The 13,746-nt window shown below is 70.8% G+C and carries 11 protein-coding genes; 7 read left to right on the forward strand and 4 right to left on the reverse strand.

Annotated features, from left to right (window positions below):
- Positions 1 to 384: 384 nt before the first annotated feature.
- The 5 genes from ACFQV6_RS37105 (at position 385) to thrS (ending at position 6,052) form a co-directional block, all read left to right on the forward strand.
- Positions 385 to 1,707 (forward strand): M16 family metallopeptidase, encoded by a 1,323-nt coding sequence (locus ACFQV6_RS37105; RefSeq protein WP_378032366.1) that lies wholly within the window; start codon positions 385 to 387, stop codon positions 1,705 to 1,707.
- Positions 1,704 to 3,044, forward strand: coding sequence for a M16 family metallopeptidase (locus ACFQV6_RS37110; RefSeq protein WP_378032367.1), 1,341 nt, complete (start codon positions 1,704 to 1,706; stop codon positions 3,042 to 3,044). Before ACFQV6_RS37105 ends, ACFQV6_RS37110 begins: the two co-directional genes overlap by 4 nt.
- A 103-nt stretch (positions 3,045 to 3,147) precedes the next feature.
- Positions 3,148 to 4,146: an endonuclease/exonuclease/phosphatase family protein gene (locus tag ACFQV6_RS37115; RefSeq protein WP_378032368.1), complete on the forward strand. Its 999-nt coding sequence runs from the start codon at positions 3,148 to 3,150 to the stop codon at positions 4,144 to 4,146.
- Positions 4,143 to 4,676, forward strand: a complete 534-nt coding sequence (locus ACFQV6_RS37120; protein ID WP_378032369.1) for a GNAT family N-acetyltransferase — start codon at positions 4,143 to 4,145, stop codon at positions 4,674 to 4,676. The genes ACFQV6_RS37115 and ACFQV6_RS37120 overlap by 4 nt, the downstream gene beginning before the upstream one ends.
- A 158-nt stretch (positions 4,677 to 4,834) precedes the next feature.
- On the forward strand, positions 4,835 to 6,052 hold the full coding sequence (gene thrS / locus ACFQV6_RS37125; protein ID WP_378032370.1) for a threonine--tRNA ligase: 1,218 nt from the start codon (positions 4,835 to 4,837) through the stop codon (positions 6,050 to 6,052).
- A 20-nt stretch (positions 6,053 to 6,072) separates the two neighbouring features.
- Here the strand turns inward: thrS and cimA are convergent, their stop codons facing one another.
- Complete coding sequence (gene cimA / locus ACFQV6_RS37130) at positions 6,073 to 7,671, reverse strand: citramalate synthase (RefSeq protein WP_378032371.1); 1,599 nt, start codon at positions 7,669 to 7,671, stop codon at positions 6,073 to 6,075.
- Between the two features lie 198 nt (positions 7,672 to 7,869).
- Here cimA and ACFQV6_RS37135 point away from each other — a divergent pair, with 198 nt between their 5' ends.
- Complete coding sequence (locus ACFQV6_RS37135) at positions 7,870 to 8,616, forward strand: tyrosine-protein phosphatase (protein ID WP_378032372.1); 747 nt, start codon at positions 7,870 to 7,872, stop codon at positions 8,614 to 8,616.
- A gap of 71 nt (positions 8,617 to 8,687) precedes the next feature.
- Here the strand turns inward: ACFQV6_RS37135 and ACFQV6_RS37140 are convergent, their stop codons facing one another.
- A complete protein-coding gene (locus ACFQV6_RS37140) occupies positions 8,688 to 9,785 on the reverse strand; it encodes a branched-chain amino acid aminotransferase (protein ID WP_378032373.1) in 1,098 nt (365 codons plus the stop codon).
- A gap of 148 nt (positions 9,786 to 9,933) precedes the next feature.
- The gene (locus ACFQV6_RS37145; RefSeq protein ID WP_378032378.1) at positions 9,934 to 10,959 is read right to left on the reverse strand and encodes a 3-isopropylmalate dehydrogenase; all 1,026 of its coding nucleotides are present in this window, start codon (positions 10,957 to 10,959) and stop codon (positions 9,934 to 9,936) included.
- 427 nt (positions 10,960 to 11,386) lie between these two features.
- Between ACFQV6_RS37145 and ACFQV6_RS37150 the strand changes: the two genes are divergently transcribed.
- Positions 11,387 to 11,719: a hypothetical protein gene (locus ACFQV6_RS37150; protein ID WP_378032379.1), complete on the forward strand. Its 333-nt coding sequence runs from the start codon at positions 11,387 to 11,389 to the stop codon at positions 11,717 to 11,719.
- 190 nt (positions 11,720 to 11,909) lie between these two features.
- Here ACFQV6_RS37150 and serA read toward each other — a convergent pair whose 3' ends face one another.
- Positions 11,910 to 13,508, reverse strand: a complete 1,599-nt coding sequence (gene serA / locus ACFQV6_RS37155) for a phosphoglycerate dehydrogenase (protein WP_378032374.1) — start codon at positions 13,506 to 13,508, stop codon at positions 11,910 to 11,912.
- Positions 13,509 to 13,746: the final 238 nt, after the last annotated feature.

The following is a 13,746-nucleotide window of genomic DNA, read 5'->3' on the forward strand; positions in this document are numbered from 1 at the left end:
GCGCCACGCGGATATCGGCCGACCGCGTCCCTCAAGGACCGGACCAGCCGCAGCACACAGTGCGAGAGCAACCGCAGCACACGGTGCGAGAGGTCGCGACGTGATCGCGACGCACCGTGCGAGAGGGCCGCGGCGCGGTCAGAGCGCACGGTGTGAGACGGTCGCGGCGCGGTGAGGGCGCACGGCGTGAGACGGTCGCGGCGCGGTGAGGGCGCACGGCGTGAGACGGTCGCGGCGCGGTGAGGGCGCACGGCGTGAGACGGTCGCGGCGCGGTGGGGGCGCACGGCGTGAGACGGTCGGGGCGCATTGTGCGAGAGGGTCGCGGCTCGATCGGGGCGCACGGTGCGAGACAGTCGGGGCGCGGCCGGGAAGTACAAGGCAAGATGGGTCGGGTGACGTCACCAACCGCACCGGTCGCCACGACCGGTTATCCGTGGCCCATCGAAACCACGAGGCTGGCGAACGGCCTGCGCGTCGTCGTCAGCGAGGACCGGACCGCACCGGTCGTCTGCGTCAACCTCTGGTACGACGTCGGCTCCCGCCACGAACCCCCAGGCCAGACCGGTTTCGCACACCTCTTCGAGCACCTGATGTTCGAGGGTTCCCAGCATGTCAAGAAGACCGAGCACATGAAGCTCGTCCAGGGTAACGGCGGTTCGCTGAACGCGACGACCAACCCGGACCGGACGAACTACTTCGAGACCATGCCGTCGGAGCATCTGGAGCTGGCTCTCTGGCTGGAGGCCGACCGGATGGGCGGGCTGGTCCCGGCGCTGACCCAGGAGACGCTGGACAACCAGCGCGAGGTGGTGAAGAACGAACGGCGCCAGCGGTACGAGAACGTGCCGTACGGCGACGCGTGGCTGCGCCTGCTCCCGCTGCTGTACCCGCAGGGCCACCCGTACCACCACGCCACGATCGGGTCGATGGAGGACCTGAACGCGGCCGCCCTGGAGACGTTCCAGGCGTTCCACGCGCAGTACTACGCGCCGAACAACGCGGTCCTGACAGTCGTCGGCGACACCACGCCGGAAGAGGTCTTCAAGCTGGCGGAGAAGTATTTCGGGTCGATCGCCACGGTCCCGGACATCCCGCCGGCACCGGACGGGCGGCTGGACTATCCGGCGACCGAGCCGGCCCGGGAGACGGTGACCGCCGCCGTGCCCGCCGCCCGGATCTACCTGTCGCACCGGACCTACCCGTTCGGCACTGCCGGGTACGACGCCGTGACGGTGCTCGCCACGGTCCTGGGCAACGGGCGGGGCAGCCGCCTCTACCAGCGGCTCGCCGACGGCGCCCGGATCGCCCAGCCGGACTACATCGGCTCCTACGGTGTGGATCTGGCGCACGCACCGGCCCCGCTGATCATCACCGCGACCGTGAAGGACGGCGTGGCGGTGGAGACCCTGGAGAACGGCCTGGCCGAGGTGATCCAGAGCCTGGTCGACGACCCGGTCTCCGACGACGAGCTGAACCGGGCGAAGGCGCTGCTCACCACCGCCTGGTGGCGGCAGGTCTCGACGGTGGGCGGCCGGGCCGACACCCTCGGCCGGTACGCGACGCAGTTCGGCGAGCCGGCGACGGCCGCCGAGACGCTGCCGAGGTGGCTCGCCGTCACCGCGGACGACGTCACCGAGGCGGCCGCCGAGACGTTGCGCCCGGATTCCCGCGTCACCCTCACCTACCTGCCCGGGGAGCCCTCATGACCCTCGTCACCACTCGCCCGGAGCCCGGAGCAGCCCGCCCGTACGCGTTCCCCGCCGTCCGCCGCAGCACCGCGCACGGCGGCACGGTGATCGCCGCGCACCTGCCGGGCCAGATCCTCGCCAGTGCCGTGCTGCTGCTCGACGCGAGCGCGGCCCGGGAGACGGAGGGCCGCGAGGGCACCGCGACAGTGCTCGCCAAATCCCTGGAGGAGGGCACCAAGAAGCGCGACTCGGCCGCCTACGCGCTGGCCCTGGAGGGTCTCGGCGCGGAGCTGATCCCGTCGGTCGACTGGGACGCGTTCCGGGTCGGTGTCTCGGCGCCGGGCCCGCTGCTGGCTGACGCCGTCCGCCTGGCCGCCGAGGCCGCCCGCACCCCGAAACTGGACGCCGCGGACGTCGCCCGGGTCCGCGACGACGAGGTGACAGCGCTGCGGATGGACTGGGCCCAGCCCGGTCCCCGTGCGGACGCCGCCCTGCGTGCCGACCTGTTCGCCCACGACGGCCGCTATCGGCGGCCGCTGCACGGCGACCCCACCTCGGTCGCCGCGGTCACCGTCGACGACGTGCTGGCCTTCCACGAGTCGTGGATGCTGCGCCCCGGCGTGCTGCTGATCGCCGGTGACCTGGACGCGCTCGACCTGGACGCGCTGGCCGAGGCGGCGTTCTCCGGCACCTCCGGTGACCCGCTGACGCCGGACGGGCCGCTCGGCGTACCGGTTCCGGACCGGGTTCGCACGCTGCTGGTCGACCGGCCCGGGTCGGTGCAGTCGACGCTGCGGATCGGGCACCGGGCGCCGGAGCGGGCCACCCCGGACTACGTACCGATGACGCTCGCCGCGACGGTGCTGGGCGGTGCCTTCACATCCCGGCTGAACCACCTGATCCGCGAGGTGAAGGGGTACACCTACGGGATCCGGGGCTCGTATGCGATGACCCGCCGGTCGGGCCGTTTCGAGGTGGCCGCCGGGGTGCAGACCGCGGTGACCGGGCCGGCGATCAAGGACACCCTCGGCGAGATCACCCGTACCCAGCAGGAGGGTGTCACCGAGGGCGAGCTGGAGGTGGCGCGCTCGTGGCGAGCCGGGCAGCTCTCGGTGGAGATGCAGACGCCGGGTGCGATCGCCGGGGCGCTCGCTTCGCTGGTGGTGCACGGTCTGCCGGACGACTATTACGAGACGCTGCGCCGGGAGTACCTGGAGGCGACCGTCGAGCAGGTGTCCGAGGCGGCCGCGCGGCATCTGGCGGTGAACGGGCTGACCCTCGTCGTCGAGGGTGACGGCGCGGTCATCCGGGAGGATCTGGCCGAGTTCGGCGAGCTGTCCGAGGCTGACGTCTGACGATGTTCTCCGGGGCCGCGGCGTCGCGGCCCCGGAGATGCGGCCTGTGACCTGGGCCGCGTTCGCGGCGCGGGAGTGGCGGTGGCCGGTTAACTTTGCCGCCATGACGATCACCGACGCGCCGACCGAGACCCGCCCGGCCCGCCGCCGCGTCGTCGTGACCGTACTGCTCTGGCTGCTGGTGATCCCGGCTGCGGTCTGGTTCCTGGGCCGCGCCTTCGGGCTGGAGCGCGGCATCCTGGTGATGCTTGTGGCCTTCACGCCGTACGTCGCGGCCTGGTCCTGGATCCCGGTCCTGCTCGCGCTGATCGGCAGGCGCTGGGCGGCCGCCGCGGTGGCCGCGCTCGTCGCGTTCGGCCTCGCCGTCTGCGTGCTGCCCCGGGCCCTGCCGAACCTGGACACGGGCCCCTCAGCGGGTGTCGAGCTGCGGGTGATGACCGCCAACCTGCTGTTCAGCGGCGCCGACCCGGCCGAGATCGTCCGGCTGGTCCGGGAGAACGACATCGCCGTGCTCGCCGTCCAGGAGTTCACCCCGAACGGTGAGTCCGCCCTGGCCGCCGCCGGCCTCGGCGACCTGCTGCCGTACGCCCAGCTCGCCCCCGAGTACGGCGCGAGCGGCTCCGGCCTCTACTCCCGTCACCCGCTCACCGACCCCGCCTCGCGCCGCAACGACGGCGGGTTCCAGCAGGCGTACGGCACGATCCAGCCACCCGGCGCCGGACCGGTCTTCGTCGAGTCGGCTCACCCGCTCGCACCGGCCCACCCGACGATGCTCTCCGGCTGGAGCGCCGACCTGCGCGAACAGCCCTCCGCCGACCCGGACGCGGCCCCGAAGATCCTGCTCGGCGACTTCAACGCCACCCTGGACCATCGGCTGCTGCGCGACCTGATCGCCACCGGCTACCGGGACGCCGCGGACACCGCCGGCCAGGGGCTGATCGGCACCTGGGGGCCGTACGACGGTGACCCGATCCCACCTGTCACCATCGATCACGTGCTGGTGGACGAACGGATCGGCGTACGGGATGTGTCGGTGCACGGGGTGAACCGCTCCGATCACCGTGCCCTGATCGCCTCGCTGACCATTCCGGCAGCGTCATGATCACGATCCGGCTGGTCACCGCCGGCGACGCCGCCGATCTGGCCGCGCTGATCCGGGCCAATCGGTCCTACCTCGAGCCCTGGGATCCGATCCGGGACCCGAGCTACTACACCGAGGCCGGCCAGCGGCGCATCATCATCGACCAGCTGAGCCAGGACAACTCGCTGCCGCACGTGATCGTCGAGGACGGCCGGACCGTCGGCCGGGTGAACCTCTCCAACGTCGTCCGCGGCCCGTTCCTCTCCGCCAGCCTCGGTTACTGGGTGGCCCAGGAGACGGCCGGACGGGGTGTGGCCACCGCCGCGGTCGCGGCGATCCTCCGGGCCGCGTTCACCGAGCACGGCCTGCACCGGATCGAGGCCGGGACCCTGCTGCACAACCTCCGGTCGCAGCGGGTGCTCGAGCGCAACGGCTTCGAACGTTTCGGCATGGCACCGCGCTACCTCAAGATCGAGGGGCGCTGGCAGGACCACTACCTCTATCAGCAGCTCGCCGAAAATTGGTTCGCCGGGAACGACGAGGTCTCCTAGCATCGTGGGCATGAGACTCAGCTCGATCACGACCACGCCGGGACGTCCCGGCGTGCGATCGCGCTGACCTGACAGCGACGACACGGCCCCGGGCGACATGCCCGGGGCCGTTTCCGTGTCCCCATGCCGCCCGGGTCCCCTGACGAAGGAGACCTTCGATGTCCATCGACCACCGCCGGCTCGGCCGCGAACTCGACCTCTTCGACTCCGACCCGCTGATCGGCGCCGGGCTGCCGTTCTGGCTGCCGGACGGTGCCGCCGCGCGCCACGAGGTGGAGTCCTACCTGCGCGAGCTCGAGCGCCGCAACGGCTATCAGCACGTCTACTCGCCGGCGCTCGGCAAACGCCGGATGTACGAGCTCTCCGGCCACTGGAAGAACTTCGCCGACGACATGTTCCCACCGATGCGGGTCGGCGAGGACGAGCTGGTGCTGCGGCCCAGCCTCTGCCCGCATCACGCTCTGATCTTCAAAGCGCGCGGCCGCTCGTACCGTGACCTGCCCTTGCGCATCGCCGAGCTGGGACCGATGTACCGGGCGGAACGCTCCGGGGTCCTCGGCGGTCTGTCCCGGGTGCGCTCGATCGCGCTCAACGACGCGCACGTCTTCTGCGCCGAGGATCAGGCCGCGGACGAGGTCGCCGCGATGCTGCGGCTGATGCGCGAGGCGCATGCCGCGCTCGGCATGGGCGAGGTCAGCTACCAACTCTCGCTGCGTGGCCCGGGCGGAAAATACGGCGGGAACGACGAGAGCTGGGCGCGATCCGAGGCCATGCTGCGGGGCGCGCTTTCCCAGGCAGAGATTCCGTACGCCGACGCGCTCGGAGAAGCAGCGTTCTACGGCCCCAAGATTGACCTGCAGGTAGCCGACCCCGCCGGCCGTCAGTGGGCACTGGCCACCGTGCAGATCGATTTCCATCAGCCGGAGCGCTTCGACCTGGAGTACGCGAACGCGAACGGCGGCCGGTCCCGCCCGGTGATGGTGCACCGGAGCCTGGCCGGGTCGATGGAGCGCCTCTTCGGGCACCTGATCGAGGTGCACGGCGGCGCGTTCCCGCCCTGGTACGCCCCGGTTCAGCTGGCCGTGCTGCCGGTCGGCGCGGACCAGGACGAGGCCGCCGCGTCGTTCGCCGGTGCCGCCCTCGCCGCCGGGCTGCGGGTGGAGCGGCACTCCAGCGGGTCGATCGGTGCCCGGATCCGGGACGCGGCGGGACGCAAGATCCCGTACGTCGCGGTGATCGGTGCCCGGGAGGCGCCGGCCGGCCTGGTGGCGCTCCGGCTGCGCGACGGCCGGCAGCTTGATCCGATGCCGGGGGCGGAGGCGATCGCGCTGATCGCGTCGGCCGCCGCCGCCCGTGGCAAGGAGCTGCTGCCCTAGCGCCTGTTTCGGAGCAGGCGCTAGACCGCCGCCGTGGTGCCGGCCGTGCTCCGCGCCAGCCCGTAGGTCAGCGCGTCGACGAGGGCCGTCCAGCTGGCCTCGACGATGTTCTCGTGGACGCCGACGGTGGTCCAGTCGCCGGTGTGGTTGCTGGTCTCCAGCAGCACGCGGGTGATCGCGTTCGTGCCGTGGCTGCCCTCCAGGATCCGCACCTTGTAGTCGGTCAGCTCGAACGACTTGAGCTGCGGGTAGTGGTTGGAGAGCGCGACACGCAGCGCCTCGTCGAGGGCGTTGACCGGGCCGTTGCCCTCGGCGGTGGCGATCACACGCTCACCGCGTACCCGGACCTTGACGGTGGCCTCGGAGATGACCGCCCCGTCCTCCCGGTGCTCGACAAGCACCCGGTACGACTCCAGGGTGAACGGCCGGGCCACGTCGGCGCCGGGCAGCTCGCTGCGGACCAGCAGCTCGAACGAGGCGTCGGCGGCCTCGAACGACCAGCCGCCGGCCTCCAGCTCCTTGACCTTGCGGGTCACGTTCGTCAGGGTGTCCGGGTGGCCGGCCAGGTCCAGCCCGAGCTCACGGCTCTTGAGCTCGATGCTGGCCCGGCCGGCCATCTCCGTCACCAGGATCCGCATGTCGTTGCCCACAACCGCAGGGTCGATGTGGTTGTAGAGCAGCGGATCCACCTTGATCGCACTCGCGTGCAGCCCCGCCTTGTGAGCGAATGCCGCGGCCCCGACGTAGGCCTGGTGGGTGTCGGGGGCGATGTTGGCGATCTCGGCGAGCGCGGACGAGACCCGCGTCGCCTTCTCGAGGCATCCGTCCGGTAGGACTTTCAGCCCGAGCTTGAGTTGCAGGTTGCTGACCGTGGCGAACAGGTCGGCGTTGCCGGGCCGCTCGCCGTAGCCGTTGGCCGTGCACTGGAAGTGCTTGACGCCCGCCTCGACGGCGGCGACCGTGTTGGCGACCGCGCAGGCGGTGTCGTTCTGGCAGTGGATGCCGAGGCGGTCGGCGCTCACCCCGGTCCGCTCCACCACCTCGTTGATCGCCTTCGTGATCATCGAGGGGAGCATGCCGCCGTTGGTGTCGCACATGACCACCCGCTCGGCGCCGGCCTCGATCGCGGCCGACACGACGCTCGCCGTGTACGCGGGATCGTGGCGGAAGCCGTCGAAGAAGTGCTCACAGTCGACGAACGCCCGCCGCCCGTTGGCGACCAGGTGCCGCACGGTGTCCCGGACCATCGCCAGGTTCTCGTCCCCGGTGGTACGCAGGGCCCGCTCGACGTGCCTGATGTCGGACTTCGCCACCACACAGACCACCGGGGTCCCGGCGTCCAGAAGCGCCTTGACCTGCGGATCCGCGGCCACGTCGACCCCGGCCTTGCGGGTGGCGCCGAACGCGACGAGCACCGCGTTCCGCAGTTCCAACTCGGTCTTCGCCCGTTCGAAGAACTCGGTGTCCTTGGGCATCGCGCCCGGCCAGCCGCCCTCGATGAAGCCCACTCCGAACTCGTCCAGCAGGCGCGCGACGGCGAGCTTGTCGGCGACCGTGTAGCTGATTCCCTCGCGCTGCCCGCCGTCGCGCAGCGTCGTGTCGAACACCTGGTAGTCCATCGGGGAAGTCCTTTCAGTTGGTCACCCACAACAACAACAAAAAGACCCCCCGCGGATGCGGGAGGTCTGCGCGTCGGCGAGAAGTCAGCCGGCGCGCTAGGTGCGAATAATCAGCACGGTGTGGGTCACGAGATGAAGCATGCCACTAACCGGCTTCGTGGGAAGCGGTGTTCCACTTATCGAGACTAAGTTGGGGTCGTGGTCGCCGAATCCTTCTCACGTAACCTGCCCTTCGCCAAGGCGTACAACTTCCGTGACGTCGGCGGATACGCCGGCCTTGATGGACGGACGGTGCGCTGGCGGCGCCTGTTCCGGGCCGACTCGCTGCACCGGCTCAACGAGGCCGACGCCGAGGCGTTCGCCGCTCTCGGTGTCCGCACCGTGATCGATCTCCGGCGGCCGTTCGAGGTGGAGAAGTTCGGGCGGGTGGCCGAGGAGCACGGCGCCGACTACCGCAACCTGGTCGTGCACCATGTGGACTGGGAGGCCGTCGAGCACCCCGAGGACATCGTGCACGAGCGCTGGCTGGCCGACCGCTACCTCAACTTCGCCGAGGACGGTCACGAGGGCATCGCCGGCTCACTGCGGCTGATCGCCGACCCCCAGGCCGCGCCGGTCGTGGTGCACTGCATGGCAGGCAAGGACCGCACGGGTACGGTCTGCGCGCTCACCCTGTCCCTGCTGGGCGTCGCCGACGAGGTGATCGCCGCCGACTACGCGCTGACCACCGAGGCGATGCGGCCGCTCACCAAGTATCTGCTGGAGCACAACCCGGAGGCGGTCCTCGGCAACGAGCACATGTTCGACTCCCCGCCCGAGGCGATGCTGATGTTCCTCGACGACCTCCGGCGGCTGCACGGCTCCGTCGAGGCGTATGCCAAGGAGATCGGCCTCACCGACGACGACCTCACCTCGATGCGGGCCCACCTGCTGACCGAGAGCTGACCGCCGGAACTCAGAAGCCTCCGGTGGCCGGCGCCCGGAGCTCAACATCCTCCGGGCGCCGGCACTGAGACTCAGAGGACGCGGTGGACCCAGCCGAACGGGTCCTCGGCGCGGCCTCGCTGGATGTCCACGAGTTGCTTGCGCAGGCCCATGGTGACCTCGCCCGGCTCGCCACCGGCCACGGTGAACTCGCCGTCCTGGTCGCGGATCGTGCCGATCGGGGTGATCACCGCGGCCGTGCCGCAGGCGAACGCCTCGCGGACCCGGCCGGACGCGGCACCCGAACGCCACTCGTCGAGGCTGATCGGGCGCTCCTCGACCCGGCGGCCGGCCCGCTCCGCCAGCTTGATCACCGAGTCGCGGGTGATGCCCGGCAGGATGGTGCCGGTCAGCGGCGGGGTGACCAGGCTGCCGTCGTCGAGAACCAGGAAGACGTTCATCCCGCCCAGCTCGTCGATGTACTTCCGCTCGACGGCATCCAGGTAGACGACCTGGTCGCAGCCGTGCTCGGCAGCCTCGGCCTGCGCGGAGAGACCGGCCGCGTAGTTGCCGCCGCATTTGGCCGCACCGGTGCCGCCGGGGGCCGCCCGGGTGAAGTCCGGCGAGACCCAGATCGTCACCGGCTTGACGCCGCCGGAGAAATATGGCCCGACCGGGGAGGCGATGACGAGGTACAGGTATTCGGTCGCCGGGCGCACACCGAGGAAGACCTCGCTGGCGTAGGCGAACGGGCGCAGGTAGAGGCTGCCCTCCTCGCCCTCCGGGATCCAGTTCCGGTCGATCGCGATGATCTCGTGCAGCGACCGCAGGAACACGTCGTCGGGCAGCGCCGGCATGGCCATCCGCGCGGCGGACTGGTTGAAGCGTGCGGCGTTCGCGTCCGGGCGGAACATCGCAACACCACCGTCCGGCAGCGTGTACGCCTTGAGGCCCTCGAAGATCTCCTGCGCGTAGTGCAGCACCGCGCTGGCCGGGTCCATCGGGATCGGCGCCCGCGCCTCGACCCGCGGCTCATACCAGCCCTTGCCGTCCGCGTAACGCACCGTGACCATGTGGTCGGTGAAGATGCGGCCGAAGCCGGGGTTGGCCAGCCGGGCGGCGCGTTCTGCGTCGCCTACGGGTGCCGGGTTCGGACGGATCTCGAATTCGAGGTGGTCACCACCGCTCATGACAAGGAGACCTGCTTTCTGCAGTTGAAAGATCGAAGCATGCGAGGGGCACCCGTAGTGCCCCATGAATTTACCCCGAACGGTCGTTAAAACAATGACCGCGGGTGACGAAGACCCTGAGGCCTTCCTGTGTGTCGGACCGGCCGGCTCAGACGGCGGCGGCGACCCGGTCGCCGACCTCGGCGGTACGCAGCGGCGCGCCCGGAGCACGGGACGCGACCTCGGCCGCGACCGCCTCGGTTACTCGCCGGGCCTCGTCGAGGTGACCCAGGTGCTCCAGCAGCAGGGCCGCGGAGAGGATGGCGGCCGCTGGGTCGGCGATGCCCTTGCCGGCGATGTCCGGCGCGGAGCCGTGCACCGGCTCGAAGGTCGACGGGAACTGACGCTCCGGGTTGACGGAGCCGCTGGCTGCCATGCCGATGCCGCCGGTCACGGCCGCGGCGATGTCGGTGAGGATGTCACCGAAGAGGTTGTCGGTCACCACGACGTCGAAACGCTGCGGGTTGCTCACCATGAACATGCTGGCCGCGTCGATGTGCTGGTATTCCGTGGTGACCTCGGGGTGCTCGGCCGCGACGGCGGCGAAGGTGCGCGCCCACAGGCTGCCGGCCTTGGTCAGCACGTTGGTCTTGTGCACCAGGGTGACGTGGCGGCGGTCGCGGCGCAGCGCCCGGGCGAACGCGTCGCGGACGACCCGCTCGACGCCGTGCCGGGTGTTCAGGCTCTCCTCGGTGGCGATCTCGGCGGGGGTGTCCCGGTGCAGGACGCCGCCGGCGCCGACGTAGAGCCCCTCGGTGCCCTCGCGGACCACGACCATGTCGATCTCGCCGGGCTTGACGCCGGCCAGCGGGCTGGTGGTGCCCGGCCACAGCTTCGACGGGCGCAGGTTCACATACTGATCGAAGTCGAAACGGAGCTTGAGCAGCAGGCCGCGCTCGAGAACGCCCGGCGGGACGCTGGGGTCACCGATGGCGCCGAGCAGGATGGCGTCGTGGCCGGCCAGCTCGTCCTGGACGGACTGCGGCAGCACCTCGCCGGTCCGGTGGTAGAGGCGGGCGCCCAGGTCGTACTCGTTGTAGACAGCGCCGGGGAGGACGGCGTCGATCACCTTGCGGGCCTGCGCGGTCACCTCGGTCCCGATGCCGTCACCGGCGACAACCGCGATCCGCGCCACGCTCACGTCAACTCCCCAGCAGTCGGACAACCCAGCACACGGTAGCGGGCCTTCCCGAAACACGGAACGGCGGTCCCACCAAATGAACGACGCCAAATGAACGGGGCCATATGAACGAGGCCAAATGAACGGGGCCACATGAGCGAGGGCCCAAAGCGAACAACCCCCGCACCGCGGCAAACGGTAACGGGGGTCGTTGCGACGAGTACGCGTGGTTCGGTCCCGCCGGGTACACCCACCGCGCGACCCCAGAACGGACGACATCACCCGAAGACGTGCCCGCCCGGGACGTGCGGCTGGGACAACGCTAGCGATGCGGACCAAAGGCGCGCAAGACGCGCGCCCGCGTGTCGGGCCACCGGTTCGAGTCATGTGCCGCTCGTGATGGCACCATGCGCCGGTGAGTTTCGACCTAGTGGTCTGGGCCATGGACCAGACGGCCGTCCCGGAAGCGGTACGCGCCGCCAATGCCCGCTGCGCCGGCGGCGATCACCCGCAGCGCCCCGCCGACCCCCGTGTCGTCGCCTTCTACGACGCGCTGACCAGCCATTACCCGGACCGTGGCCCACGCGCCACGGAAGCCGGGTCGCCATGGGCCAGCGCGCCACTGCACGCCGCGGCCGACCACATCCAGATGCGGCTCGACGAGAACTGCCCGGACGAGGTCCTGGAGACCATCGAGAAGCTGGCCGCCGAGCTCAACCTCGACCTTCTCGACCTTCAGGACGGCACGGTCTACCCACCACCGGTCCGAACCTGATCTCCGTCCCGCGGGAAAAGCCGGGCTCCGTCCCGCGGGAAAGGCCGGGCTCCGTCCCGCGGGAAAGGCCGGGCTCCGTCCGCGGGAAAGGGTTTCGTCCCGCGAAAATGGGCTTCGTCCCGCGAAAACGGGCTTCGTCCCGCGGAGCGAGAGCCGGCTCCGCGGGACGACAGCTGGACCGAACCTGGGCTCAGTCCGCCCGGAGATCGACCACGGCGGCGCGGGTGGCACCGATTCCGTCACCCACCGTGGTCAGCACCTCCGGGTCGACAGCGGAGTCGACGGTCAGGACCATCAGCGCCTCGCCGCCGGCGGCCTCCCGTGCCACCTGCATCGCGGCGATGTTCACCCCGGCGCGGCCCAGCGTGGTCCCGATCTTGCCGACCACGCCGGGACGGTCCGGGTAACGGAAGAAGAGCAGCACGCCCTCCGGGGCGAGGTCCAGCTCGAAGCCGTCGACCTCGACCAGCTTCGCGGTCTCCCGGGTCCCGGAGATCACCACCGTTCCGGCGACGGCGACCGTACGCCCGTCCGGCAGCGCCCCGCGCACGGTGATCAGATTGGCGTGCTCACCGGCGTCCTCCACAGTCGCCAGTTCCACCTCGACACCTCGGTCGGCGGCCAGGTGCGGTGCGTTCACATACGTCACCGGCTCCTCGACCACCGGCGCGAACAGCCCTTTCAGGATGGCCAGTTCGAGCACCGTGACGTCGTGGGCCACCACCGCTCCGCGTACCTCGACCGTGGCCCGGGCCGCTATCCCGCCGGCCACCGCGGTGAACACCCGGCCCAGCCGTTCGGCGAGGGGAAGCAAAGGGCGTACGTCCTCGTCCACCGCACTGCCGGCGCGCACGTTCACCGCGTCCGGCACGAACTCACCGCGCAGCGCGAGGCGCACGCTGCGCGCCACCGCCACGCCGGCCTTGTCCTGCGCCTCGAACGTCGACGCGCCCAGATGCGGCGTGGCCACCACATTGGGAAAGCCGAACAGTGGTGACTCCGTCATCGGCTCGGTCTCGTAGACGTCCAGACCGGCACCGGCCACCCGGCCCTCGGCGAGCGCCTCGGCCAGGGCCCGCTCGTCGACCAGCCCGCCCCGGGCCGCGTTGATGATCCGGACGGTCGGCTTGACCAGCGCCAGCTCCTTCTCACCGATCAGGCCCAGCGTCTCCGGGGTCCGCGGCAGGTGCACCGAGACGAAATCGCTCTCCCGGAGCAGGTCGTCGAGTCCGACGAGCCGCACACCCAGCTGCGCCGCGCGGGCCGGCTGAACGTAGGGGTCGTACGCGATGAGCCGTACGCCGAAAGCGGCCATACGCTGCGCGAAGAGGACGCCGATGCGCCCCAGCCCGACCACCCCGACGGTCTTGCCCTGCACCTCCACGCCGGTGAACAGGGAGCGCCGCCACGCGCCCGCTTTCAGCGTGGCGCTCGCCGTGGCGGTGTGCCGGGCCACCGCCAGCAGCAGCGCCACCGCCTGCTCGGCGGCCGAGACGATGTTGCTGGTGGGCGCGTTCACCACCAGAACGCCCCGCGCGGTCGCGGCTGGCAGGTCGACGTTGTCGAGACCCACCCCGGCTCGGGCGACCACCCGCAGGCGTGGCGCCGACGCCAGCGCCTCGGCGTCGATGCTGGTCGCGCTGCGCACAATCACCGCATCGGCCCCAGCGAGCGCAGCCAGCAGAGCCGGCCGGTCAGTGCCGTCCACCTGCCGCACCTCGAAATCCTCAGCGAGCAGATCGAGCGCGGCGGGCGCGAGTTCCTCGGTTACCAGGACAACATTGGTCATGGCTCTCCATCCGGATCGTCCCCGTTGACGATGCCGACTGATACGAACGGAGGCCACAGTGAGGTTCATTTCACTCACGCGCGGTTTTCGCCCTTGATCAACGCAACCACTCACGCAGAACGAAGGGCCAGGGCCACCGAAGGTGGGCCCCGGCCCGGCCTCGGCGGGAGTGCCCTGTGTCAACCGGTTGGCTGGGGTGAGGTGAGTAGGTTTTGCAGGGCGCGGTGTTCGGCCGGGT

This window comes from Actinoplanes sp. GCM10030250 (genome assembly GCF_042666575.1).
GTDB lineage: Bacteria > Actinomycetota > Actinomycetes > Mycobacteriales > Micromonosporaceae > Actinoplanes.

What these genes read in the sequence shown, in the direction of transcription:
- thrS (WP_378032370.1), top strand. Translation starts at nt 4,835, where the DNA reads ATGTCCATCGACCACCGCCGGCTCGGCCGCGAACTCGACCTCTTCGAC.
- ACFQV6_RS37120 (WP_378032369.1), top strand. Translation starts at nt 4,143, where the DNA reads ATGATCACGATCCGGCTGGTCACCGCCGGCGACGCCGCCGATCTGGCC.
- cimA (WP_378032371.1), bottom strand. Translation starts at nt 7,671, where the DNA reads ATGGACTACCAGGTGTTCGACACGACGCTGCGCGACGGCGGGCAGCGC.
- ACFQV6_RS37105 (WP_378032366.1), top strand. Translation starts at nt 385, where the DNA reads ATGGGTCGGGTGACGTCACCAACCGCACCGGTCGCCACGACCGGTTAT.
- serA (WP_378032374.1), bottom strand. Translation starts at nt 13,508, where the DNA reads ATGACCAATGTTGTCCTGGTAACCGAGGAACTCGCGCCCGCCGCGCTC.
- ACFQV6_RS37115 (WP_378032368.1), top strand. Translation starts at nt 3,148, where the DNA reads ATGACGATCACCGACGCGCCGACCGAGACCCGCCCGGCCCGCCGCCGC.
- ACFQV6_RS37150 (WP_378032379.1), top strand. Translation starts at nt 11,387, where the DNA reads ATGGACCAGACGGCCGTCCCGGAAGCGGTACGCGCCGCCAATGCCCGC.
- ACFQV6_RS37140 (WP_378032373.1), bottom strand. Translation starts at nt 9,785, where the DNA reads ATGAGCGGTGGTGACCACCTCGAATTCGAGATCCGTCCGAACCCGGCA.
- ACFQV6_RS37110 (WP_378032367.1), top strand. Translation starts at nt 1,704, where the DNA reads ATGACCCTCGTCACCACTCGCCCGGAGCCCGGAGCAGCCCGCCCGTAC.